17 protein-coding genes are annotated in these 24620 nt (G+C 43.9%); 5 read left to right on the forward strand and 12 right to left on the reverse strand.

Features of this window, described 5'->3' with window-relative positions; genetic code table 11:
- Positions 1-91 precede the first annotated feature (91 nt).
- Both IRQ95_RS12110 and luxQ read left to right on the forward strand, forming a co-directional pair.
- The gene (locus tag IRQ95_RS12110) at positions 92-1198 is read left to right on the forward strand and encodes an autoinducer 2-binding periplasmic protein LuxP (protein WP_194437174.1); all 1107 of its coding nucleotides are present in this window, start codon (positions 92-94) and stop codon (positions 1196-1198) included.
- A complete protein-coding gene (gene luxQ / locus IRQ95_RS12115) occupies positions 1198-3759 on the forward strand; it encodes a quorum-sensing autoinducer 2 sensor kinase/phosphatase LuxQ (RefSeq protein ID WP_194437175.1) in 2562 nt (853 codons plus the stop codon). Before IRQ95_RS12110 ends, luxQ begins: the two co-directional genes overlap by 1 nt.
- Here the strand turns inward: luxQ and IRQ95_RS12120 are convergent.
- The 4 genes from IRQ95_RS12120 to yccS form a co-directional block, all read right to left on the reverse strand.
- Positions 3746-4405: a PilZ domain-containing protein gene (locus IRQ95_RS12120; RefSeq protein ID WP_194437176.1), complete on the reverse strand. Its 660-nt coding sequence runs from the start codon at positions 4403-4405 to the stop codon at positions 3746-3748. The two genes, luxQ and IRQ95_RS12120, sit on opposite strands and share 14 nt — an antisense overlap.
- 91 nt (positions 4406-4496) lie before the next feature.
- Positions 4497-5993, reverse strand: a complete 1497-nt coding sequence (glpD, locus tag IRQ95_RS12125; RefSeq protein ID WP_194437177.1) for a glycerol-3-phosphate dehydrogenase — start codon at positions 5991-5993, stop codon at positions 4497-4499.
- A gap of 94 nt (positions 5994-6087) precedes the next feature.
- The gene (locus IRQ95_RS12130; protein ID WP_194437178.1) at positions 6088-6321 is read right to left on the reverse strand and encodes a hypothetical protein; all 234 of its coding nucleotides are present in this window, start codon (positions 6319-6321) and stop codon (positions 6088-6090) included.
- A gap of 107 nt (positions 6322-6428) precedes the next feature.
- The gene (gene yccS / locus IRQ95_RS12135) at positions 6429-8606 is read right to left on the reverse strand and encodes a YccS family putative transporter (RefSeq protein WP_194437179.1); all 2178 of its coding nucleotides are present in this window, start codon (positions 8604-8606) and stop codon (positions 6429-6431) included.
- A gap of 273 nt (positions 8607-8879) precedes the next feature.
- Between yccS and helD the strand changes: the two genes are divergently transcribed.
- Entirely contained in the window at positions 8880-10949 is a 2070-nt protein-coding gene (gene helD / locus IRQ95_RS12140; RefSeq protein ID WP_194437180.1) for a DNA helicase IV, read from the forward strand.
- Positions 10950-11009: 60 nt separating this feature from the next.
- Here the strand turns inward: helD and IRQ95_RS12145 are convergent, their stop codons facing one another.
- Complete coding sequence (locus tag IRQ95_RS12145; RefSeq protein ID WP_194437181.1) at positions 11010-11465, reverse strand: methylglyoxal synthase; 456 nt, start codon at positions 11463-11465, stop codon at positions 11010-11012.
- Between the two features lie 9 nt (positions 11466-11474).
- Positions 11475-12479: a TMAO reductase system periplasmic protein TorT gene (gene torT, locus IRQ95_RS12150; RefSeq protein ID WP_228481388.1), complete on the reverse strand. Its 1005-nt coding sequence runs from the start codon at positions 12477-12479 to the stop codon at positions 11475-11477.
- Positions 12480-12559: 80 nt separating this feature from the next.
- Here torT and torS point away from each other — a divergent pair, with 80 nt between their 5' ends.
- The gene (gene torS, locus IRQ95_RS12155) at positions 12560-15460 is read left to right on the forward strand and encodes a TMAO reductase system sensor histidine kinase/response regulator TorS (RefSeq protein WP_194437183.1); all 2901 of its coding nucleotides are present in this window, start codon (positions 12560-12562) and stop codon (positions 15458-15460) included.
- Positions 15461-15488: 28 nt separating this feature from the next.
- Here the strand turns inward: torS and IRQ95_RS12160 are convergent, their stop codons facing one another.
- From IRQ95_RS12160 to fruB, 6 genes are all read right to left on the reverse strand, one after another.
- Positions 15489-16118 carry a lysoplasmalogenase gene (locus IRQ95_RS12160; protein ID WP_194437184.1) on the reverse strand — a complete coding sequence of 210 codons (630 nt, stop codon included), beginning with the start codon at positions 16116-16118 and terminating at the stop codon, positions 15489-15491.
- Positions 16119-16393: 275 nt separating this feature from the next.
- On the reverse strand, positions 16394-17542 hold the full coding sequence (locus IRQ95_RS12165; RefSeq protein WP_194437206.1) for an iron-containing alcohol dehydrogenase: 1149 nt from the start codon (positions 17540-17542) through the stop codon (positions 16394-16396).
- Between the two features lie 338 nt (positions 17543-17880).
- Entirely contained in the window at positions 17881-19098 is a 1218-nt protein-coding gene (glgC, locus tag IRQ95_RS12170; protein ID WP_194437185.1) for a glucose-1-phosphate adenylyltransferase, read from the reverse strand.
- Positions 19099-19459: 361 nt separating this feature from the next.
- A complete protein-coding gene (gene fruA, locus IRQ95_RS12175) occupies positions 19460-21184 on the reverse strand; it encodes a PTS fructose transporter subunit IIBC (RefSeq protein WP_194437186.1) in 1725 nt (574 codons plus the stop codon).
- A 28-nt stretch (positions 21185-21212) separates the two neighbouring features.
- The gene (gene pfkB, locus IRQ95_RS12180; protein WP_194437187.1) at positions 21213-22166 is read right to left on the reverse strand and encodes a 1-phosphofructokinase; all 954 of its coding nucleotides are present in this window, start codon (positions 22164-22166) and stop codon (positions 21213-21215) included.
- Positions 22167-22181: 15 nt separating this feature from the next.
- Positions 22182-23336, reverse strand: coding sequence for a fused PTS fructose transporter subunit IIA/HPr protein (gene fruB, locus IRQ95_RS12185; RefSeq protein ID WP_194437188.1), 1155 nt, complete (start codon positions 23334-23336; stop codon positions 22182-22184).
- Positions 23337-23565: 229 nt separating this feature from the next.
- Here fruB and cra point away from each other — a divergent pair, with 229 nt between their 5' ends.
- A complete protein-coding gene (gene cra / locus IRQ95_RS12190) occupies positions 23566-24546 on the forward strand; it encodes a catabolite repressor/activator (protein ID WP_194437189.1) in 981 nt (326 codons plus the stop codon).
- The last annotated feature ends 74 nt before the right edge of the window (positions 24547-24620 follow it).

Consider the following 24620-nt stretch of genomic DNA (forward strand, 5'->3'; position numbering starts at 1 on the left):
ATATTACTCTTTATACCAATAGAGACTAAAGCATCTTGGTGATGCTTAGGCATAGACAAAACTATAAAAAAAATATTTATTGAGAAAGATTATGTTTAAAACAGCGTTGGCTTCGCTATTTACTGTAACTGCTCTATTTTCAAATTCGGCTTTTTCTCAAGCCGCACAGGCTCTCAATGGCTATTGGCAGTATGAAGAATACCTCGATGCGAATCCAGAGCAAAAAATACTTACCGATCGATTAGTGAGAGCGGTGAGGAATACTCCGGTACCGCTTAAGATCAAACAGATACATCCGATAACGATATCCGTTGTATATCCGGGGCAGCAAATCTCAGATTATTGGGTTCGCAATATCAAAGCGTTTGAAGCCCGCCTCGATGAGCTTGGTGTTGTCTATGAGATCAACCAGGTGTTTACTCGACCAAACCTAGATTCACGTCAACAAAGCTTGTCTCTGCTTGAGGCCGTTCAGAATAATACCAATTATCTCGTCTTTACCTTAGATACAACACGCCATCGTAAATTTATAGAGCACGTATTGAGTTCAACTGATACGAAACTTATCTTGCAGAATATCACTACTCCGGTGCGCGCATGGGCAGATCAACAACCTTTTATGTACGTTGGTTTTGACCATGTTTTAGGGACTCAGGCATTAGAAGAGTATTACAAACAGGAAACTTCAGGAGGAAGTAAATACTCAGTTCTTTACTTTTCAGAAGGTTACATTAGTGACGCTCGTGGTGATACGTTTATAGAGGACATGACGCATCATGATGACTATCAACTCGTCTCTTCTTTTTACACTAAAGCGACGCAGGAGTCTGGTTACCACGCCGCGCTGAACGCGATTAAAAATAACCCAGATATTGAATTTATCTATGCTTGTTCAACGGATGTCGCTTTAGGGGCTGTAAAAGCACTTAATGAATTGAATCGCAGTGATATTTTGATAAATGGTTGGGGAGGCGGAACGGCAGAACTTGATGCGATAGCTCGAGGCGAAATCGATGTCACAGTGATGCGAATGAATGATGACACAGGGATAGCCATGGCAGAGGCCATCAAATGGGACATCGAGAATAAACCGGTACCGACGGTATATTCCGGGGATTTTGAAATCGTTACGTCACAAGATGAAGAGAACGAGATTGAGCGCCTTAAACAGCGTGCTTTTAGGTATTCAGATCATTAATGAAATTTTGGTTTAAGCGCGGAAGGAATTACCGCTTTGCAACAATACTGACTCGATCGTTATTTTTAACGATTTGCGTATTCACGCTATTGGTGTTGTTGCAGAACTTCCAAGTGAACAGACAAGTTGTCGCTCAGGAAGTTGCCCGTTCAAAACAACAAACTTCGAGTCTGGTTCAGGAAATATTCAATTTTCGACTTCAGTCTATTCAGATCCAACAAGATAGCTATAGCCGTAGTCAAACCCTGATAAATGAGTTGCGTCAGAATAACCATCAAAACATCAATGTGTTTTTTGACGGCATTGATCAAATAGATCCGGATATTTCGCCCGACTTTCGTTTTATCGCCAAAGATGGACAGGTCTTTTGGAATAATGAAAATCACAAATTTTATGGGATTGATGACTCTGAACTCTATGAAATAACGAAACACCTTTTGACAGGAAACCATTGGTATCTTTCGCAGGCGCCATCAGCGATGGGGACTCGATACTTAATGATTAGACGAACTTCGATGATCGCGCTCGACAATGGCGAAGTCGTCGGAGATTTCTTTGTTGGTGTGGTATTGAATAGCAATTTTTCTTTGGTTAAAGCGTTACTAGACGGTAGTAATGTCGATGAGCTGGCGCTCGCCGTTGGTAGTGAGATTATTGCTTCAAGTGTGAAAGATCTTGGCCATAACGTTAAGTGGTTCAACGAATATCTACCGACTTTAAACGACGACGAGTTCATGGTCTCAAAAGTAGACTTAACTATCGATGGTGTCGCTACATACCTTTCTGTTTATACCATCCAAAATAATTCTCATGTAGCGCTATTGATGCGAGGACACTACCTCTGGCTTGGCGGTGCTGTAGTTTTGATTATTCTCATTACGCTGTATAGCCGCTATTGGTTAGGTCAGCGGATTTCAAACGAATTGAGAAACTTGATGAACTACACCGAGCAAAGCATTGAGGCGGAACAAGTAGAAAAGTTTTCAGGATCAACAATTCACGAATTTAATAAAATTGGCAACTCTTTCCACCGTTCATTTAAACGTCTACGGGAGCAAGAAAAACAGTTTGCTGACTTATTTAATTTTGCACTTTCACCAATCATCTTATGGGATACAAAAGGTAATCTGCTGCGAATGAACCCGGCAGCAGAGCGTTGCTTCCGAGCTGAAGAAAATGGGAACGATCTATATCCAATCTTATTTGAGTCGTTATTGCCACAGGTATTGATGAGCGCTCAAGGTGTTTCTCTAACAGGCGTAAATATGGCCATCGGCGCTCATACCTATCGATGGAACTTTTCGCCAATTATATTAGATAATCGTACCCGAAATGTCATAGCTCAGGGGCAAGATGTCACAAGTTTCATTGAAGCCGAACGACAAAGTCAAAAGGCTCGCGAAGAGGCAGAGCAATTGGCGAATGTCCGGGCCGACTTCTTGGCAAAAATGAGCCATGAATTACGCACACCGCTGAATGGCATCATTGGTATGTCTCAACTGTTAAAAGAACACATTGTTATCGGTAGGGATAAAGAACATGTCGACGTACTGATTAATAGTGGTGAGCATTTGCTTGCTGTTCTGAATGATATTTTGGACTTCTCAAAGATTGAGCAAGGTAAGTTCCATATTCAACATGCAGAGTTTCACCTTCGAGAATTGGTGACAACCGTAGAAAAAATTTATCGCCCACTGTGTAATGAAAAGGGTGTCGAACTCGTTGTTACTAGTAATATTAGTGATGATCAGATTGTCTTTAGCGACAAAGTGCGCTTGAATCAAATTTTGTTCAATCTTGTTAGCAACGCAACAAAATTTACTCATCATGGATGCATCTCTATCGATCTGGGGCTCGAAGCAAAGCGATTTAATTATGAGCTAACGATTACTGTTAAAGACACGGGAATCGGTATTGAGAAGAGTCGACTGCAAGAAATATTTGAACCATTCGTGCAAGCAGACAGTAGCACAGCACGCGAGTATGGTGGTAGTGGCCTTGGGCTGGCGATCGTTTACAGCTTAGTCGAACTATTTGATGGTTCAATTGAAGTCGATAGTGAGGTCGGAATTGGCACTCGATTTACTATCAAGCTGACAATTGATGGTGTTATAGATACGAACGGTATTTCGAGTCAGACTACGATGATCGATCCATCAACAATGTTTGATCAAAGTCTTGCGATACTTTTGGTTGAAGATAATCAGACGAACGCTTTTATTGCCAAGACCTTTTGTGAGAAATATGGGATGAAAGTGACTTGGGTACAAGATGGACACAGCGCGCTCGAGCATCTAAGCGACAACACGCAGTTTGATTTAATATTGATGGATAATCAATTGCCCAATATTGGGGGGATTGAAGCCACTAGATTGATTAGAAACCAACTTAACTTACAAGTCCCTATTTATGCGTGTACGGCGGATGGAATGATAGGAACGGAGACTTCGTTTCTTGAGGCAGGTGCAGACTATGTTATTGTCAAACCATTAAAAGAAATTGATCTTAATCGCGCTTTCATGCATTTTCGCACTCACTACTATCAGACTAAACAAGGGTAGCATTGAAGCTTTTTTCTAACAAAACTCGCTGAATTTGTTCGTTAAACTCAAGCGTTTGGTCAAACTTCACGCCAAATAAATGGCCGAACCGGCGTTTTTCAACGCTTACGATAGTGGAGGTCAAATTATCGGGTAGGAGAGGAGACAGTTCACTTTCTAGTTGAACAGCGGTTTGCTTACCCAGTTTATCCTCTCCCTTAATAAATATTGCGCAGCCATTGAGAGAAATATCAGACAAAATGCCTTGGTATGAAACTGTATTGGCGGTGACAGTAACCGGTATATCGATTGGATAGCGCTCATGCTCACGAATTGGTTTGGTCGCAAAATGGCTAGGCATACGGATGAAAATCAGCCCAGTAGGTGATGTTGTTGAATCAATAATGGTTGATTTAAACGCGACAATATGACCGAGTTTTGACTGTGTAATCGCTCTGATGACGACTTGGCCATTTTTAAGTTGACGCATAATTAAATTGCTCTGTACTTTTTTGGGGTAGTCAACAACCAAGAACTTGTGCCCTTTACTGCCAATATAGTCGGTTGAAAAGGTGAAACAATCATCAGGACCGAACTCAATTCTAATCGACAACCGGATATTAGGCGTCAGTAGTTTTAGCAGCGAATCTAGATTATCTTTTTCCATAAAATTGAGAGAGTAGTGAACATTTTTGTATACTATACAGACAATTATATCGCTTAATATTGTTTGATATCAGTCATATTAAAAGTTGGGATCAAGCTCCGGAATTCAGTCGTTGACGTAAAATGCTTTTCTCATCCGCAGTTAATTGGTAGCAGAGCTTAGTGCGACGTTTAAGTAGATCTTCCTCAGTTAACGTCCATTCATGGTTAACTAAATGGTCAATCTCACATTGATAAACGTCCGCGATAATGGGGGATTGACCATGCTCAAATCGGCTCAAAATACGCCATACTTCAACGCCATATTGTTCTATTAGCCGTTCCAATGTTGCTTTAGCGATACTCGGGTACTTTGATGTAAGTTGGCGGAATAAAACAACAGGATGCAATCCAACTGCTTCATTAAAAACACTTTTTTTGCTGTTTGTTTGGCACAAGTGGCTGAAGTAAGGATTAAGTTTATCGACGGTTTTTTGTGATAATTTTCGATAAGTGGTTAGTTTACCGCCATAGATGGATATCAAAGGCAGCACTTGATCATCATTGACAGCAATATGATAGTCGCGACTTTGTTTTTGTGCTGGAATATTAGGATCACCAAATAACGGCCTTACACCACTGAAACTATCAATAATGTCTTGCTTGGTTAATTGGGTTTTGAAATGTTGGTTTGAAATAGATAATAGATATGAAATTTCATCCTCAGAAGCAACCGCATGATAGGGGTCGCCGCTAAAAGGGATGTCCGTGGTGCCAATCATACTATATTGGTTCAGGTATGGGATGACAAACACCACACGTTTGTCGTCGTTCTGTAAGATATAAGCTTGTTCTCCTTCGTAGATCTTCGGCACGATAAGATGAGAACCTTGGATCAGTTGCATTTGGTACGGGCTTGTTTCGTTGCAACATTGTTCGAGGAACTTAGCGGTCCAAGGACCAGTTGCATTGATTAATGCACGAGAGAACCGCACCACCTGCATTTTTAAACGGTGATCATATAGATTTACCCGCCAAAACTCTCCTTCGCGTGTGACGCTGATTACTTCGCAATAATTGCGCACTTCTGCTCCGTGTTGATGAGCGTGTTTTACGTTAGCGATAACCAGTCTCGAATCATCAACCCAGCAATCAGAATATTCAAACGCAATAGAGTGCGCCGAAGTTAGTCCATCATCGTCGCTTAAGTTGATTGCTTTACTGGGACGTAAAACACTTCTTCGAGCAAGATGATCATAAAAAAATAAGCCGGCCATGATTAGCCATTTTGGGCGAAGGTTTTGCTGATGTGGAATACGAAATCGCATTGGTTTGACAATATGCGCTGCTTTTTTGAGTAGAATTTCGCGCTCGGCTAGAGCTTCTTGGACAAGTCGAAACTCGTAATGCTCCAAATATCGTATTCCACCATGGATAAGTTTTGAACTAGCGGAAGATGTAGCGACAGCAAAATCTTTGGCTTCGTATAGTCCCACTTTTAATCCACGGCTGGCCGCTTCACAGGCGATACCTGCGCCGTTGATGCCGCCACCCACGACGATGACGTCGAGAGGCATAGAAATTTGAGGGAAGTTTAGTGTCTTAGCCATATGGAGACTCACCAATAAATCAATCAACAATAGTCCGATTTATCAATAGTATAGCTAATACTGTAGAATTAACTTGAATTCTAACTGATGTTTGTCAAAAGAGGGAGCGAAGGAAAGCTCTTTCTTCATCACTGATTACCGCAGTAGGCTGGTAGTCTAACTTGGCATCAATTGCACCACGTAACTCTGTAAGCTGATGCGGTGAAAGTTTATGAAGCTGCGCTTTTAACACGTCTAAACGCGACACAGAAGGCTGTTTACCTTCGGTTTGCATCTCGACGTTGATCTGATAGTTGGTCGTATAGTCAGTGGTACTGTTGCGGTTCATAAATCCTCCGATTTCCGGACCATTCCAGAATAGAGAAACTGGCGATGAAAATGTCCGCGTAGTGTCAGAGGAAAGCGAGAAGTCAGTGAAACCAACTTCTCTTGTTATCAATCCGGTTTGGTTGCATTTTGGTTGGATGTAATACGCGCGGTACATTTACTCGCAAGTGAATGCAGTTCAGGCAACATACGATAAATTAGGTAGAGCTGCTGCAACACGAATCTCGCTGAAGAGTCATCTTCTTCACGCCACTCCGCTAGCCGTGACTCAAGCGCGGGGTCATCAATATCTGAGGTATCACACTCAATACATTGATCATGAAGTTGGGTATATAGAACGTCGAGGTGGCGATGAATGACGCGATGTGATTGTAAAACCAGTTGGTGCGTGGTTTCGTTTTCAATCCGTTGACGATGGGCGCCCATTGCTGACACATAACTAAGCAGCGCATGATTTAACGTAAGCAGGCGAAAGCTTTCGTCAACAGCGCCACGGTATTTGCCTGGTTCAACTAACATTGAACTCACCGCTGTCGATAAGTTAGCATCTTGATTATGGGCGTTGCGGCGTGAAATTCGATAGGCGAGGCTGTCGTTTTTACCAATACGATATTGCCCAATGATCTGCGCGAGATAATCTTTGTTGGCTTTAACCGCTTCCGCCATGACCTTGTGCAGGCGCTTAGACTGCCAATCAGGGAAAATAAATGTGACGGCCGCTACCGCGAGTCCACAGCCGACCAAGGTATCTGCTAGACGCGGAAGGACAACCGCAAAACCTTCTCCCAACTGATTAAAACAGAACAATACCAATAAAGTGATAAAGCCAGTGGCATAACCGTAATTAGCAATTCTGAAAGCAAAGAAAGCAACGCCAGATAGCACAATGAAAACCAGTTGGCTTTCTTGAGATGGGAATATCGCGAGCAACGGCGCACCGATCAGTAAGCCGGCCAAAGTGCCGGCGACACGTGCAACGAGTTTTTGTCTGGTTGCACTGTAGTTAGGCTGACAGACAAATAGCGTGGTAAGTAAGATCCAGTAGCCCCGTTCAATATCGAATAACTGAATGATGCCGTAACCAATAGTGAGAGCTAACGACATACGTACTGCATGACGAAACAACATTGAGTCTTTGTTGAGGTTGGCTTTAATTCGTTGCCACATGACCTTGGGAGTATGGGCATCAGTATCGTCCAGTACCCCTTCTTCAAGGCGATTAGCATCCGGGTTATTAATATTACTTAACTGCTTATCGACAGTGGCTAGGTTATTAAACAAATAATTGAGTTGTACCAACAATAGGCGCCACTTCGGATTTTGTTGCTCTTGCAAGAAGCCTATCGATGACTGTAACTCATCGAGCGCTAAAATTGAGTCGTCGTACTGATAGTTATTGCCTAAACGGATAGCATTCGCGATTTCTCTGCAGGCTTTACTTTGTACTTCGAGCAAGTGCTTAAAGCGGAACAAAACATCAGAACGGCCAAAATGCTCGGCGAGTTCTTGATAGCGATAGTGGCTTGAACTCAAACGTTCGTGAATATCTTGTGCAAGAAAGTAGATACTTAAAAAACGGTCGCTCGCTCCATCAACATGGCCCCGTTTAGAGCGGTTTAACAGTGTCAGTTTGCACTGGTTTAGTGCTGACACTGTTGCGGCATTAAGGTTTGCTTCGCGGATGCGATAAGGTTGTGGGTTGAGATCTACAACGGGATAGAACAGTTCACTTTTTGCATCTAAGTAATCCGCCAACGCTAAGAACACATTGGCTAATCCTTGCTGTACAGGCTGCATTGGCCAAAACATATGCCACAGCATCGACATAAAAAAGTACCAAATGGCGCCGGTAAGTAGCATCAATGGCTGAAACCATAAGTTGGTGCTCTCGTGGGCCCCAAGCATGGTGTAGATGGCAATTAACAGTGAACCAAATGCGATGCTGGCGTAGCGTGGACCAATTGAGCCCAGCATAATAAAGCCAAACGTCGATATAAACAGACCAATCGCGAACAAAGGCGGGTGATCGAACAACAGTTCAATAGACAGGGATGCGAACGCAAAACAGATTAATGTCAAAGTGACGGATTTAATGCGCCCAGTAAAACTGTCGTCACTCTCCGCCAGCGCAGCTGCAATCACACCGAGAATAAGCGGTATAATGAGTGTATTAAGTTGGTAATACCATGCAGGAAGAACAACGCCAAGTAGGGTCGTCAAGATTAGCAAGCTGTAATTGAAGGTTTTATTGGTCCAATAATTACGTAATTGACTTAGAAAGTGCACAAGGTATCCAACATCCATTTATTCGAATTTGTATAGTATCAAACAATCAACGCTTAGCATCTGACCTAGGTAAAGATATTATACTGAGTGATGTTATTTTGCTCAGTAAATGCTTGCAAAATAACGGGGTTAAAGAATTGTCGTCTATTTTTTGGCTTGCGTGTTTAATTTGTCATCCAATAAATAGGATTGACAGTGAATTTTCAAAACATTTTTTAAATCAAATTGCTGATGCGGTATGATGGTAGCAACGGAATCTACAGGCTTTATCGAATGCAGCTAATAGCGAATAAGACTGCAAAGTTTTTTATTCAAAATGAATATCACCATGTCACGATCGATAGTGATTATCTCGTCTTATGCTCAGACACGACTGAAGAAAGAGTGCCATTCAATATATGGAATGGAAATGTCGAAATTAAGCGCGGTCTATTTTGGGGTGCTTTGCAGTTTTTTGCGCACCCAGAAGAGGGTCAACAACAATCGTGGTTAGTGCAAGGCTTACCTTGGGAACAATGTCGTCAATTTGCACGTTATGCGATTAAAAACTACCAAGATTGGCATCAGCAGCAATGCACTCAACTTGTAGAGCATCTACCACGTTGGGAAGAGCGCGTTTATGGATTAGAAAAGGCGCAGCGTTTTGTTCCTCATTCAGAGTTAGAATCTTGGCTTTGCATGGCGACGAGTGACTTTGAAAAGATGTCGATGACTCTTTATGAGGCGAGCCATCGTTTGCCTAAGCGAATGGCAAAAATTGTACCTTGGATTGAACACGCTCAAGAAACGTTGCAGCAGCGAAATAACGACTGGATCATTAATGAGTTAGATAACTGGGAAGTGCTGTTTTCTCAGATTGAATCTTCACCATTAAATTTGAGCCAAAAACAAGCCGTGTTGCTTAACGATAACAACAACCTAGTGTTGGCTGGTGCAGGTTCAGGTAAAACTAGCGTGCTAACTGCTCGCGTTGCGTACTTACTACAAAGTCATATGGCCAAGGCAGAGCAAATTCTAATGTTAGCGTTTGGCCGTGATGCTGCAGATGAAATGAAGCAGCGTTTACTCGGAAAAGTGGGCCCTTCAACTGAACAGCTGAGAGTGAATACTTTCCACCAACTTGGCCTGTTTATCCTGCGTCAGGTTGAGGGTGAGCAAGTTAAGTTGTCGCAGATAGCGCTTGATGACAACTTACGTCAAGCTTGGTGTACGGATTGGCTTAAACGCCATTGGATGACACCAACCAGTTACAAACGTTGGCAGAAACATTTGGCTAAATGGCCGATCGCTTATATCGCTGGTGATGATGAGCTCGGAAGCCATGTTGAAAACCCGAAACTGATTGCTTGGTTAGAAAAACAAGTGATGCAGTTAGGGGCGATGGGGTGCACGAAAAAAGAAGTGCAAGAGCAAATTGTCGATCATGAAGAGTACAGCCGACTCAATAGTGAACTCGCTTTGGTTTGGCCTTGCTATCAAGCTTGGCAAGATATGTTGAAAGAACAAGGTGAAATTGATTTTAACACTATGATAAGCCGTGCTCATCAGTATGTCGTTAAAGGAAAATTTAGCGCTCCTTGGAAATTCATCATGATTGATGAATATCAAGATATTTCACCACAACGCTTGGCCTTGATCGAAGCGCTTTGTGCGAATAATCGTAATGAAAACTGCGTCTTGTTCGCCGTTGGCGATGACTGGCAATCTATTTATCAATTTGCAGGTTCAGATGTGGATTTAACCACGGGATTCAGTGATCGATTCCCTAATTCGACCTTGCATTATCTTGATACTACTTACCGCTTTAATAACCAGCTAGGACAAGTGGCGAATCAGTTTGTTCAGCAAAATCCGAATCAACTTACCAAACAGCTAAATAGCCATAAAGAGCACAAAGCGAAGGCCGTTTCGCTGATTCCGATGGCTAATGTTGAGAAGGTTCTTGACCAGATCGATCGTAAGTCAAAGGGGCGTGCTCAAGTCTTGTTATTAGGGCGCAACCATTACCACAAGCCAGAATTGTTTGATGACTGGCAGAAACAGTTTAAACACCTTGATATCCGGTTTATGACTTGCCATGCGAGTAAAGGACGAGAAGCAGATTATGTGGTGGTGCTGAACGTCGATGAAGGACAGTTTCCTTCACGTGTTAAGACACTTCATTTGGATGGTGTACTGACTAGCTCGCAAGACGATTTTCCGTATGCGGAAGAGCGTCGTCTGTTTTACGTTGCGTTGACTCGTGCCAAGAAAAAGGTTTGGGTGGCGTACAACGGCGGTGGCTCTAGTTTTGTCAAAGAGTTGCAGGAAGGGGATTACCCAGTACAAAGCGTGGGTAAGTAAGCATAAACAGAGTCAAAAAAACCGAAGGTTACCCTTCGGTTTTTCTTATGTACAAAGGCGTTATGTACGCTCTGATAAGTACGCTTGATAATCAGGAATCTCGATATCTACTTCTTTTTCGATCAGTCCTGATTCGAATATGAACTTGGCTGTTGCACGGTTGGTTGCCACTGGAATATTCCACACACTGGCAATTCTAAGTAAAGCTTTTACATCTGGATCGTGTGGCACTGCGTTGAGTGGATCCCAGAAGAAAATCAGAACATCAATTTGGCCTTCTGAAATAAGAGCACCTAACTGCTGATCGCCTCCCATTGGGCCACTGATCAGAGATTTGATAGCCAAACCGGTCTCTTTGCTCAGCATGTGACCTGTTGTGCCTGTTGCGTATAGGAAGTGCTTTTGTAGTTTTTCTTTATTTTCTGTAACCCAACGCAATAGCTCAGGCTTGCAGTTGTCATGCGCGACAAGGGCAACGTGTTTATGGGCTGGCATGGTGCGCGTAGTTTTTTGCATCTAATAATCCTAATTATGAACGTAAAACGTAGGGCGATACTCTGACGGTGACAGAGACTCAGCGATCACTTTAGGGCTGAGTTTATGTGGTGTCAAAGCTTCTATTATTGGGGCTTCAATTTTTTCATATGGCATCCCATTCAAGAAGGCGATCGCTTGCCTTAGCGAAAGACGACCTTGAAGTACCATCTTATCGGTCGGGGCAAATTCAACACGGTTTCGTAGTAAACCACGATATACGCCATGGCTGAGATAAGTGGAGACCAAACCTATCTCGCCGGTTTTACCAGCAGAACGGAGCTCGCTAATAGCCGCCTCGATAGCGACGGCGCTTCCGACTATGTAGTCAATATCGTGCGATTCAAATGATTTTTGGACTAGGTTACGCTGTAACTCCTTATCATTGTCTGCCCAATAGGTATCGACGACACGTATATCGCTATCACGAATAGCAGACAATAAACCTTGAATTACGGGTTTTGTCCCGCCGCTAGATTGCGGTCCTGGTAGCAAAGCGATATTTGTGATCCCTGAACCTTTCGGGTGCTTGTGTTTTAAATATTCGCCGGTGTAGTAACCCATCCAGTACCAATCGACACCAACCACGCCTTTTAGAATAGAAGCATTCTCTTTATTAACATCCAACTGATTGACAGTGGCAAACACGGGAATGGAAGCAGAGGCCTTATTGAGTGATGAATAGAACATGTCAGGTGCTACTGTGCCGAGGATGATCGCATCGGCGTTCCACTTAATACACAGATCCAACTGATCTTTTTGTTTATCTTGATTTGGATAACCGCCCGCTTCAAGAACTCGTAACTCCACGCCCTGTTTGCGTGCTTCATCAACCATGCCATAGTTGACAGAAAGCCAGTATGAATCCTTAAGGTGTGGGTAGAGAGCACAAATGCGTAACGGTTCCTTCGCTAGCGCAGAACTTGAAAACAACAAGCTCAGTAATAGAGTGAAGCATAATTTAATGCTAATTGTATAAGATGAAGGAAATAACATGACGCTTTTCGTTGGATAAAATAATCTAAACATTGCAGAATATAGCGCATTATCTCAGAGTTAAGAAGTGATCAATCTGAATGTTACTTGCTAAAGCCAGTATTGGGCGCAAGCTACTGTTTGCTTTTCTCGCCATGGCGCTGTTAGTGCTTATGTCTTCATTTATTGGTGTATTTGGCTTTTCTTCGGTTGCAAAGACAGAAAGAAATGTCGTGAACTCCGCGATTCCGTCGATGATTGAAGCGCGCCAAGTTGCAGAGTTAAGCTCTCGTATTATTTCCTCGGTACAAACATTAACCAGCGCAAAAACTGAGCATCAAAGACAGCAAGCAGGAAAAGTACTGTTCGATCAACTGAGTGCTCTACTCACCCATATTAAACTGCTGGGATCCGATTCCTTTGATTCGTTACTGCTTGCAACGCTCGAGTCTGACGTGCAAAAGATCATTGATACTTTGGGTAAGCTGGGAATCGGGGTAGAAAAAAAATTATTCCTAGAAAAAGATATCGCGCAACGTACGCACGATATGCGTAACCTAGCGCTTGAATTGGAACAGTTGACTCGTACTCAGGTTGCAAATACCAGCACAATAGCCGTAGCCAATGTAACGCATATCTATGACTTGCTAGCAAGCAATCAGACTGAGAAAGCGTACCAAGCGTTGGACGGATTAGTGGAGGTTGATTTGGACTTGTCTGAACGTCTACACGAGTTGCATCTATTAGCATTCCAGCTTCTCAACCAAATTGAAGAAATCCGTACCATCACTGATTCCTCGCGATTGAGTGATATCCGTAAGCAGTTTGACCATAATTTGCTCATTATGAAGCGAAGAGTGCAAGCGGTTGAAGACCCGACACGCTCAGTACAAATGTCAGACTTATTGGTTAAGTTAGAGAAAAGAGACGTGGTATTTGATGTTGTGTTACAGCGTCATAAAAACGAGCGTAACTCTCAAAATCTGATGCAAGACACATTAACTCAATTAAGTGCCTTAAACACTACCATTAACAAGTTGGTCGATGATTCAAACCGCGCAACGACTAAAGCGGTAGAGGAATTGAAAACGACCTTGAATTACGCCCAGCTTACTTTGACGATTCTAACCGTGCTCGGTCTGGTGATTGTGGTGCTTATTGTCTGGAAGGTGGTATATGTTTCAGTGCTTAAGCGTTTGGCTGAGTACTCATCAGCCTTACTGTCAATTGCACAAGGTCAGTTAAAAGTCGATATTACCGTTAAAGGCAATGACGAACTTGCCCATATGGGACAAGCGATTATTACCGCTCGAAATACTGCGCAGGCATTAAAAGTGGTGGCTGAAAGTGAGATTGAAGCGAAGCGTCAGTTGGAGGAGCATAAAGAGCGATTAGAAGAACTGGTGACAGATCGAACCGTTCAGTTGCAAGATACGAATAAACGATTAAACAATGAGGTGCTTAACCACGCTAAAGCTCGTCAACAAGCGGAACAAGCCAGCCGAGCTAAGTCAGCATTCTTGGCGACCATGAGCCATGAAATTCGCACCCCAATGAATGGTGTATTAGGCACAGCACGACTCTTAAAAGACGCCGGTCTCAACTCTCAACAGGCCTATTATGTCGATATTATTAATCGCAGTGGTAAAACACTGTTGGCGATTCTAAATGATGTCCTAGATTATTCGAAGATTGAAGCAGGGCATCTGGAAATTCGCCCTGTTGACTTCAATTTACACTACATGGTCGATGACGTTAACCAACTGATGCAAGGGCGAGCGCAAGAGAAACATCTTGAGTTAAGCTGTTTAATCGAGAGTGATGTGTCACCTTTCTGGTTAGGTGACGTGACTCGTATCAGCCAAGTTCTGACTAATTTGGTTGGCAACGCGATTAAATTTACGGAATCTGGCTATGTTGATATTTATGTCTCTCTCGAGGATGAGTATTACGTTACCTTTGAAGTATCCGATTCAGGTATCGGTATTTCAGAGAAAGAAATGGAAACCTTGTTTGATGCATTTACGCAAGCTGAAGGCGGTCTAAGCAGTAAAGGAGGCACTGGACTAGGTTTGGCCATTAGTAAGCGTATTGTTGAAGCGATGGGGGGCTCTTTAGGCGTTGAGTCTGATGTTGGACATGGCAGTCGATTCTGGTTTACCTTGCCTCTCAAGCTCGGTAATGAGGTGGTTAAGAAAGAGCAAGTTGCACACAACTCTGTCCAAGCTAAGGTACTATTGGTTGAGGACAATCCTGTTAACTGCGTTGTAGCAGAAGGTTTCTTGACTAGTTTAGGCCACCATGTCGTGATAGCGGAAGATGGTGCAACTGCGCGAACGATTTTTTCTGAACAAAGGTTTGATATCGCACTGCTAGACATTAACTTACCTGACTGTGATGGACGGGATTTGCTGGAGGAGCTGCGTGTCATTCAAGATAGTTTCGAGTTGAGCGATGATGAGAAAGCGCCGTTTATTGCTGTATCTGCTCACGTGTTTAGTGAAGAGGTTGAGAGTTACCTATCGGCAGGTTTTGATGGCTATCTAGCTAAGCCATTGGATAAAGATGCACTTTGCGCGTTAATCCAGAATCGTCTTGATGGTAAAAGTCTGTTGCTAGAACAAGGTATGAAACCGCAGGCATCAATGGTAGAGAATATGATCAAAGCAGAAGCGATTATCAATAAAAATGTGATCGAAGATGATATGCAAGTGCTTGGCAAAGAGAAGATGTTGCAGATAGCGGGTCTATTTGTACAAGGCAGCAATGAGATATTGTCACTGCTTGAGCAAGCGAGCAGTCAAGGTTCAGACAATGATGTGAAACAATTGGTTCATAAACTAAAAGGTTCTGCGGGGAGTATGGGGCTGTTGGCATTATTCCAATTATGCCAATCGATAGAAGCGTCGAGTGAGCCGAATCAAACATACTTAGCGACAAAAACAGAGCTAGAAAAATTAGTTGAGAAGTCGATTGAGGAAGTAATGGCGCTGCTGGCTTAAATAGATCTGATATCAATGATTGGGCAGCTTACGCTGCCCAAATTACAGAGAGAGCAAATAGTGCTTGAGCGGTGTAGTAGGTAAACATGACTACATGACGCGAAAAAGCGGAACTGGCTCTAAAGCGATCAATAGCAAGAACCAAATCAGACATGATAAAAATATACGCCCCGATCATGGCCATACCAGAGAGTGGGTTAGTTTGCTGTAACCATGCCATCGTCGCATTGTTCGCCATGAATAGAATGCTTACGAAGTAAAATCCCACATACCATTTATCTTTTTCAATGCTAGGTAGCAATAGCAAAAAGATAATCACACCAACTGCAATCAATAGTATGGTTAGCCAAAGCGGCTGAAAATCAGACATCTTGGTAAAAAACGCATGACCATAAGCGAACTGCGCGAGCAAAAAGCAGACTAACCCATGACGAAACCTATCTTTCGGTAGCATTAAGAAAATATCGCCGATGGCAGAGAGGGCAAGACCTAAGGCTATATAGGCTGTGTATTCAGGATACGTATTGGAAGGCGAGAGCAAAACCAGCGCAGATAAAAGTACTGCAGGTAATGGTTTGGTACTATAAAACAGCCAGCGTGGGCCATGGCTTATCGAATAGATGTGTACTAAACATAAACTAACAATTACTAGCCACATAAATATATTCGGTTCACCTTAGGTTTGAATCTATGTCAGAGTTGTGTAAGCGTAGAGATGGTATCTGATTTTTATCTTCCGTGCAGAGTTTTTTCTCGCCCAGAGCCAAAGTTGTTATTTTGATGCTAAGCTTGACCACATTTGGTTACAGTGTGACATAATTTGCTGGTGAAATACTGTGAAAGTGCTTTCTAACTCATTGGTTAGAAGAGTGAATAGCAAAAAAGGCAGTGTCATGACACTGCCTTCGAGCTAAATATTATATGGTACTTCGATTAAGCGATAGCAGACTCAAGGATCTTGCGGCTTTGTTCGATAGTGATCGCTTGGTGCTCGCCAAGCGCAACCATGCCATGTTTGCTCAACTGTTCGATTACGTTATCAATAGCAGTTTGTTTGTCCGTAGCATGCTCAGTCAGTTGAGTTGCGACATCTAAGCTGTTGTAAAGCGCTTCGATTGCATCGATTGTACGTTCGGCAAGATCGCTACCTGTTTCAAGACGGAATACTTCCGTACCCAATTTCTCTAACTTGGCGCGTTTATGTTCGATCTGATTGCGAAGCAGTGAAGGCTGCACTATTGCTAGCGAACGCGCATGGTCAACGTGCCAAAGAGCCGTTAATTCGTGGCCAATCATATGTGTTGCCCAGTCATGTGGGACACCTGAACCAATTAAACCATTCAGGGCTTGGTTGGCCGTCCACATCAGGTTTGCACGCCATTCGTCGCTGTCGCGTTGGTCGAACTGTTCTGCAAGCTGCTTTAAGTTACGCAGTAAGACTTCAGCGTAGCCATCTTGCACCATATGACCATGGTTATAGGTCAGATACTGTTCACACACGTGCACCCATGCGTCAACCAAGCCGTTGACTAATTGGCGATCTGGTAGGGACTTCATTACATCCGGATCCATGACCGCAAATGCAGGTTGAACAAACGGGGTTAGAAACGCCAGTTTATCTTGTGTTGATGCTTTGGTAATTACCGCACCAGAGTTGGATTCAGAACCGGTTGCAGGCAGAGTCAAAATCGCGCCAATAGGCGTTGCAGAGGTCACTTGGTGGCTGCCAGTCAAAATATCCCAGCCATCGCCGTCATAGTGCGCTGCTGCAGCGATGTATTTGCAGCCGTCGATTACCGAGCCGCCACCGACTGCAAGGATAAAATCAATATGATCCGCTTTTACGATCTCAACTGCTTTGTCTAATGTTTCTTTGGTAGGGTTTGGCTCTACGCCTGAAAACTCCTGCCATTGATGGTCTTTAAGTGCATTTACCACTTGATCGTAAACGCCGTTCTTTTTGATCGAACCACCCCCGTAAACCACTAATACACGGTTATCTGCTGGGATAACTTTAGCGATAGCTTCAATTTGGCCTTGACCAAACAGAATTTGTGTAGCGTTTTGGTATGCAAATTTCATCGACATTCATGCTTCCTCTTTGAATGAGAGTTCGAATAATTGTAGTAGCGTGACAGCAAGTCAGATCACACAATTTGAAATGGGGACAGCAAGCGGGTATTACAAGCGCGATTTTGACTATTTAGTCAAAACAAAGTGTAAAGATATTTTTCTGTAAAAATAAAGATTTACGTTTAGCAATGCTGAGTAAAATGGGAAAAGAGAGTTTACAAATTTACCGTTTTTCTTTTGATAAGTTTGGGTAATACTAAAAGCCCCTATAGGAGATCTAGTCAATCTCTTAAAACACCCTCCACTGCGAGGGTGTTTTTCTTTGTAGTGACTAGCTCCGTCGGCTTTCAATCAAATTGGTAGCTCTCCGGCACCACAACAATCCCATTGGGAGAAATGCTAAAGCGCTTGGCGTCTTCGACTTGGTTATAGCCAATAGTGGTGTTTGGTGGAATCGATACATGTTTATCAATGATGCAATTTTTGAGTTGGCAGCCTTCAGCGACGTGGACGTGGTTAAGCAAAATACTGTCTGCAACCGTTGCACCATCGTTAATATAAACGCAGGGTGAAATGATCGACCGCTGCACAGAGCCACCGGAATTCACCACGCCATCGGCAATGATCGAATTGATAAAAATACCCTCGTTACCTGTTGCTGAGGAGACCGTGCGAGCTGGTGGATACTGTGGCTCGTAGGTACGTATTGCCCAATCACGTTGATAAAGATTCATCGGAGGAACCGGCTCTAATAAATCCATATTGGCTTGATAGTACGAATCAATGGTTCCCACATCGCGCCAATAACAATCTTTGGCAACACGCCCCAACTCACCACAGAAGTGGTAAGCGAAGACATCACGACTCTCAATCAGTTTAGGAATGACATCTTTACCAAAATCATGGCTAGAATTTTCGCGGCTAGCATCGTCTTGAAGACACTCTTTGAGCACATCCGCATCAAACACATAGATCCCCATAGAAGCGAGGCTAAAGCCCGGTTTACCCGGCATAGTAGGTGGATCAATCGGCTTTTCTATAAAGTGGCTAATTTCTCGTGACTCTTCGACATCAACCACACCAAACTGGTGCGCTTCATTCTGCGGTACTTCCATGCAGGCAATGGTCAGTTTTGCACCAGTGCGTTTGTGCTCTTTGATCATCGCTGCGTAGTCCATGCGGTAAATGTGATCCCCCGACAACACCACCACATACTTAGCCGAGCTGCGTTCTATCAACCATAAATTGTGATAGATGGCATCGGCGGTGCCTTCATACCATTTACCACCCCCGCGCATTTGAGGAGGAACAACAGAAATAAACTCGCCAAGTTCAGGGTTGAATAGTGACCAACCATCGCGAAGGTGTTTTTGCAGAGAGTGAGATTTGTATTGGGTGAGGACTAAAATACGTCTTAGACCTGAATGAAGACAGTTGGTAAGGGTGAAATCAATAATGCGATATTTTCCCCCAAATGGTACCGCAGGTTTTGCTCTATCGTCCGTTAATGGGCTTAGGCGGGATCCTACGCCTCCGGCGAGAACCACTGTTAGTGTATCTTGCATAGTTATTCCTTAATGCGCCAGCATATCTAGACGTTGTGTCTAGGAAAGGTTAGTACAAGAAGTAAGCCAACTTATAATCCCTTGTTTTATAGTCACTAGTAGCAGATATGGGGGATGAGTTGACTTGTTTAAGTGCAAACGAAAATAATAATGCACCAAGCTGGTGAACTATCACCCATATCCTATTAAACCTTATGAACCGCGTATAATAATGTTTGGCTATATCACTAGAGCGAGTTGATTATAAGCACTTGAGTGCTTATTTGATTGAATGCTCTAGCGATAGGACAAGTTGATCAAACGCTAGAATAAAAAAAGCGCTTCAATTGAAGCGCTTAGAAAGTGGGGGGTAGGAGCTTAATTAAGCGGTTGCCGCTATTTTGTTATCGCGGGTCTTTAGGAACGCATAGGTAAAGCCTGTCAGCGCAGTACCAGCAGCGATAGCAACTAAGTACATCAATACTGGCGTAATCGCATTAGGGATAAGCAGCACAAATAGACCGCCGTGTGGAGCCATCAATTTCGCCCCGAACAGCATAGATAGCGCACCTGTTAACGCACCACCAGCCATACAAGACGGGATAACGCGCATTGGATCTTTCGCTGCAAATGGAATCGCACCCTCTGAGATAAAGCATAGACCGAGAACAAACGATGCTTTGCCTGCTTCGCGCTCACTGGCTTCAAATTTCTCTTTCGCAAGGAAAGTGGCTAGACCCATACCTAGAGCAGGAACCATACCTGCTGCCATGATTGCAGCCATTGGAGCGTAAGTTTGTGATGCTAGTAGACCCACGCCAAAGGTGTAAGCCGCTTTGTTGATTGGACCACCAAGGTCAAAACACATCATTGCACCGAGAATCACACCAAGTAGTACTGCGTTGGCTGAACCCATGTTATTTAGGAACTCAGTCATCGCCGCCATGATGCCAGATACTGGACCACCAACGATGTAGATCATCACTAAGCCAGTAAATAAACTCGCAACAAACGGAATGATCAAGATAGGTTTTAGTGCTTCCATTGATTGCGGCAATTGCACTTTATCGGCAATGAATTTAGCGGCGTAACCAGCGATAAAACCAGCTGCGATACCACCAAGGAAACCTGCACCGGTCGAGCTTGCCAACATACCACCGATTAGACCCGGAGCTAGACCTGGGCGATCTGCGATAGAGAAGGCGATAAAGCCAGCCAAAACTGGAATCATTAGGGCGAATGCGGAACCGCCACCAATGGTCATCAGTGCCGCAGCAAGTGTGCCTTCTTCTTTAAACGCTTCGATACCAAAAACGAATGAAAGGGCGATAATCAAACCACCAGCAACCACCACAGGTAGCATGTGCGATACACCAGTCATCAGGTGTTTGTAGACACCTTTCTTCTCTTCGGTGTTATTGGCTGCACTTGATGCGCCAGAATGTTGGTACACGGTCGCTTGCTCAAACGCTTTATCCATCTCTTCAGAGGTTTTCTTTAGCGCTGGACCGGTTTTAGTGCGGTAAAGTTTTTTGCCGTTGAAGCGCTCAAGTGGCACTTCGATATCTGCGGCAATGATGACCAAATCGGCATCGGCAATTTCTTGGTCAGTCAGTTGGTTTTTAGCACCAACAGAACCGCGAGTCTCTACCTTAATTTGGTGACCACGACGTTTACCTTCGTCTTCTAATGCTTCCGCTGCCATAAAGGTGTGGGCAACGCCTGTTGGGCAAGCGGTGATAGCCACAATCTTCTTCGCGCTAGTGTTCGCACCTTCTGTTACCGCGTCACTTATCTCAAGTATCTGAGCAGTATCCGCACTCTGTTTGAGTACCAGTTCCGCGTTATCAATGACTTGATCAATCGATACACGAGCCAGTTTTTTACCCACGAAACGAGAGTCATCAACGGCACGGTTGGCTGCAATCAAGACAAAATCGCTCTGTTCGATTTTTTCTTGGCTAACAGGTGTCGCGTCAATTACTTCTGACTGACATTCAATATGGGCTGTCCAACCCAATGACTGTGCGGCTTTTTCAAGAAGTCCGGCAGCGATGATGCTGTTGGCAACACCACTTGGACAAGCTGTAATAATGGTTACGTTCATAACATCGACCTTTTGTTATTCGAGTAATTTATTCATCGTCTAGAGACGAAATTGGATTAAGCTCAGTTTTGGTTATAAGTTGTTGTAGTGCAGATAAATCGTTAACGCCGACACCAACTTGGCTTACCGCCATGGCAGAAAGTGCAGTAGCGAATTGCAGCAGTTGAGGTTTGTCCATTTGCTGCATATGACCCCAGCACATACCCGCGACGAGCGTATCGCCAGCGCCTACGGTACTTACCACCTCCATTTTTGGTGGTTGAGCAGAGAGCCATTCTGATTGGTTAAGCCACATCACACCTTTAGCGCCCAGCGAAACCACAACATTTTCAATGCCAGTGAGGCTGAGCTCTTCAGCAACTTCGATGATCTCTTGGCGCGTATTGATGTCACGACCGATAAATTCAGCCAATTCTTCATCATTAGGTTTGATGAGCCATGGTGTTGCGCTTAAACCGGCTTTCAGTGCGGCACGGCTTGAATCAAACAACACTTTTTTGCCGCGCTGCTGTAAAAACTCAATCCACTGAGCGCACTGTTCCGGTGTCACACCTTGCGGTAGGCTACCAGCGAAAACAAAGTATTCATGTTGCTGGCATAGTGTCTCTAGCGTCTGTTCAAATGCTTCAATGGCTTGCGCGTCCACAGCTACACCCGGGAAGTTGATATCGCTTACCGTGCCATCTTGCTCGACGAGTTTTACATTGATGCGAGTTGAGCCTTTTACACGCACGAAATGATCATTTGCGTTGATTTGCTCAAACAGTTGGCAAAATAGCTCTTGGTTGTCTTCACCAAGAAAACCGGTAACGGTTACTTGAGCTCCAAGATCCGATAGTACTTTAGCAACGTTCACACCTTTTCCAGCAGCGTGAAAATCACTGTGGTTCACGAGACTGACACTGCCGGTATTGAGTGTGTTTAGGGAGCCAGTGAGATCGAGTGCCGGGTTTAGTGTGATAGTAACGACTTTATTATTCATATCCGTTCCTTAACCTTAACCTTCACCAAGACCAGATTGAATTGCGCTGCCAATCGCTTCTAGCGCTAAGCCCGCGTCGTCACCGTTGGCAATAAACTCAAGTTGGTGACCATGTTTGACGCCAAGACCAATCACTTTCATTAGACTTTTTGCGTTAACAGGTTTGCTGTCGCTATCTAAGTTGCGCACGGTAATCGCACTGTCGAATTTCTTGGCACAAGCAACCAGCATTGCGCCTGGACGAGCGTGCAGACCGTGTGCGTTTCGAATCTTAAATATCGCTGAATTAGCTGCAGTATCTTCATCTGATTGTACCGCCGCGCCAGCGCCAGTTTCGGCATCAGGTGTGAGTAGGGCGATCAAATCATTCGCAGACTTACCGATCAGTGACGCAATATTCTTGTTGGCGACGAGTTCGGTAACAATACCAAGTTGTTTACGGTGTGCATCGTTACAGCCGGCAAAGGTGATTAACGCGCTGACAGTCTTGTCGTCTAGCTGGCACTGATTAGCCGTAGTGACAAAAGCCATACCGGTTTTATTCACACCTTTATTGGAACTAACTAACCAAACGCCTTGACCAAGATGAGTCGGTGTTTTTGCAACGATATCTGCAACGAACTCAGTGTTAACACTGCCGGAGTTCTTCAATAAGCCAGCTGACACTGCTGCCATTTGGATCATGTCGCTAGCAGGGAAGTCTAATTGGATGTGGCTTGCATCAAAGTCGATGTTGAACTGCGTTTCACCATTCAATAGTGAGATGATTTGTTCAGCGCTTTTTGCATTTTGCAGTGCCTGTTCAACGCCATCGTCGCCAAGCACTTTTGTTAACTGTTTTAGGATGCCTAAGTGCTCATCACTTTTCGCAGCAATACCAATCGCAAGGTAAACCGTATTGCCATCGCCCCAATCAACGCCGTTAGGGAAGTGCGCAATCGCAACGCCAGTCTGCTTAACTAAATTACGGGTATCTGTAGTGCCATGTGGAATAGCAATACCGTTGCCAAGAAACGTTGAGTTTTGTGCTTCACGCGCTTGCATGCCTGATAAGTAGTTTGATTCAACCAAACCTTTGTTGGTCAACTGATCTGCAAGGAATGCAATAGCTGATTGCTTGTCCTGATGCGCTTGATTAAGCGTAATGTCCTGGATGGAAAGCTCTAGCATATGAGCCTCGTTATCTGTGTATTCGACATAAGCTGAACCGATTCAGCTTTAACTTAAAAAAATTCAGCAAACGCTGGTTAGTTTAGTAGAAGTTGCGACAACCACTACATTTTGCAACTTTGCTGAATCCTTTCAGCTTTTATGCTGTATCGATTCAGCATATAATGCAAATAAGTTAGCGATCATCGTTTTTAAACTTTGATCTAATCCACAGAATATCGGATCGATCATGACCTTAGATGAAATTGCCAAGTTAGCGGGCGTTTCAAAAACAACTGCAAGCTATGTCATAAACGGCAAGGCTCAGCAGTACCGCATTAGCCAGAAAACCCAGCAGAAAGTGATGGCAGTAGTAGAACAGCATAACTACCGACCAGATGTCGCTGCGAGTTCGTTACGTGTCGGCAGTAGTCGATCATTTGGATTGATAATTCCGGACCTCGAAAACACCAGTTATGCACGATTGGCGAAATTACTTGAACAGAATTCACGCAAAGCGGGGTATCAAATTCTGATTGCGTGTTCAGATGACGATGCAGATATTGAACGTTCAGTTGTCGAGGCATTGGTGAGTCGCAAAGTTGACGCGCTATTTGTTGCTAGCAGCATTCCCGATGCCAACGAATTTTATTTCGCATTACAGCAGCGTGGAACGCCAGTGGTTGCCATTGACCGTCCTTTAGATGATGAGCATTTTTGCTGTGTCATGAGTGAAGATTTTGATGGTGCTTATGAGCTTGCTCAATCGATAGTGTCTGAGCGAGTAAATACAATAGGTATTATTGGCGCATTGCCTGAATTGACCATCTCTTCGGTTCGAGAGCAAGGTATTCGCTCAGTCGCAAAAGAACAGGGGCTCGAGGTTCAAGTGGGCTATGGCAGCCACTTTAATCGCGAAGAAGGCAAACGTATCTTTGCTGATTGGCTACACCAAGGTGAGGTGCCGGAGGCGTTGATCACGACTTCATACACTTTGTTAGAAGGTGTACTGGATGAATTGCTTAAGCATCCAGAACTGACCACTAAGATTAAATTAGCAACGTTTGGTGACAATCGTTTGTTAGATTTCTTGCCGTTCAAAGTGAACTCATTATCACAACAGTTCGAAATCATTGCCGATAGCGCTTTGGCATTGGCATTGAATGCAGCAGCTAAACGCTATGAAGCTGGTGTCGAGTTGGTGCCAAGACATCTCAACGTGCGCGAATAACGCTTTTATACCAATCAGGATAAGTAAGTGGTCAGCTAATTGCGCAAGGAAAATCGCTTAGAACGAGGCGCAGA

Origin of the sequence: Vibrio fluminensis (assembly GCF_015278125.1) — a bacterium.
Lineage (GTDB): Bacteria > Pseudomonadota > Gammaproteobacteria > Enterobacterales > Vibrionaceae > Vibrio > Vibrio fluminensis.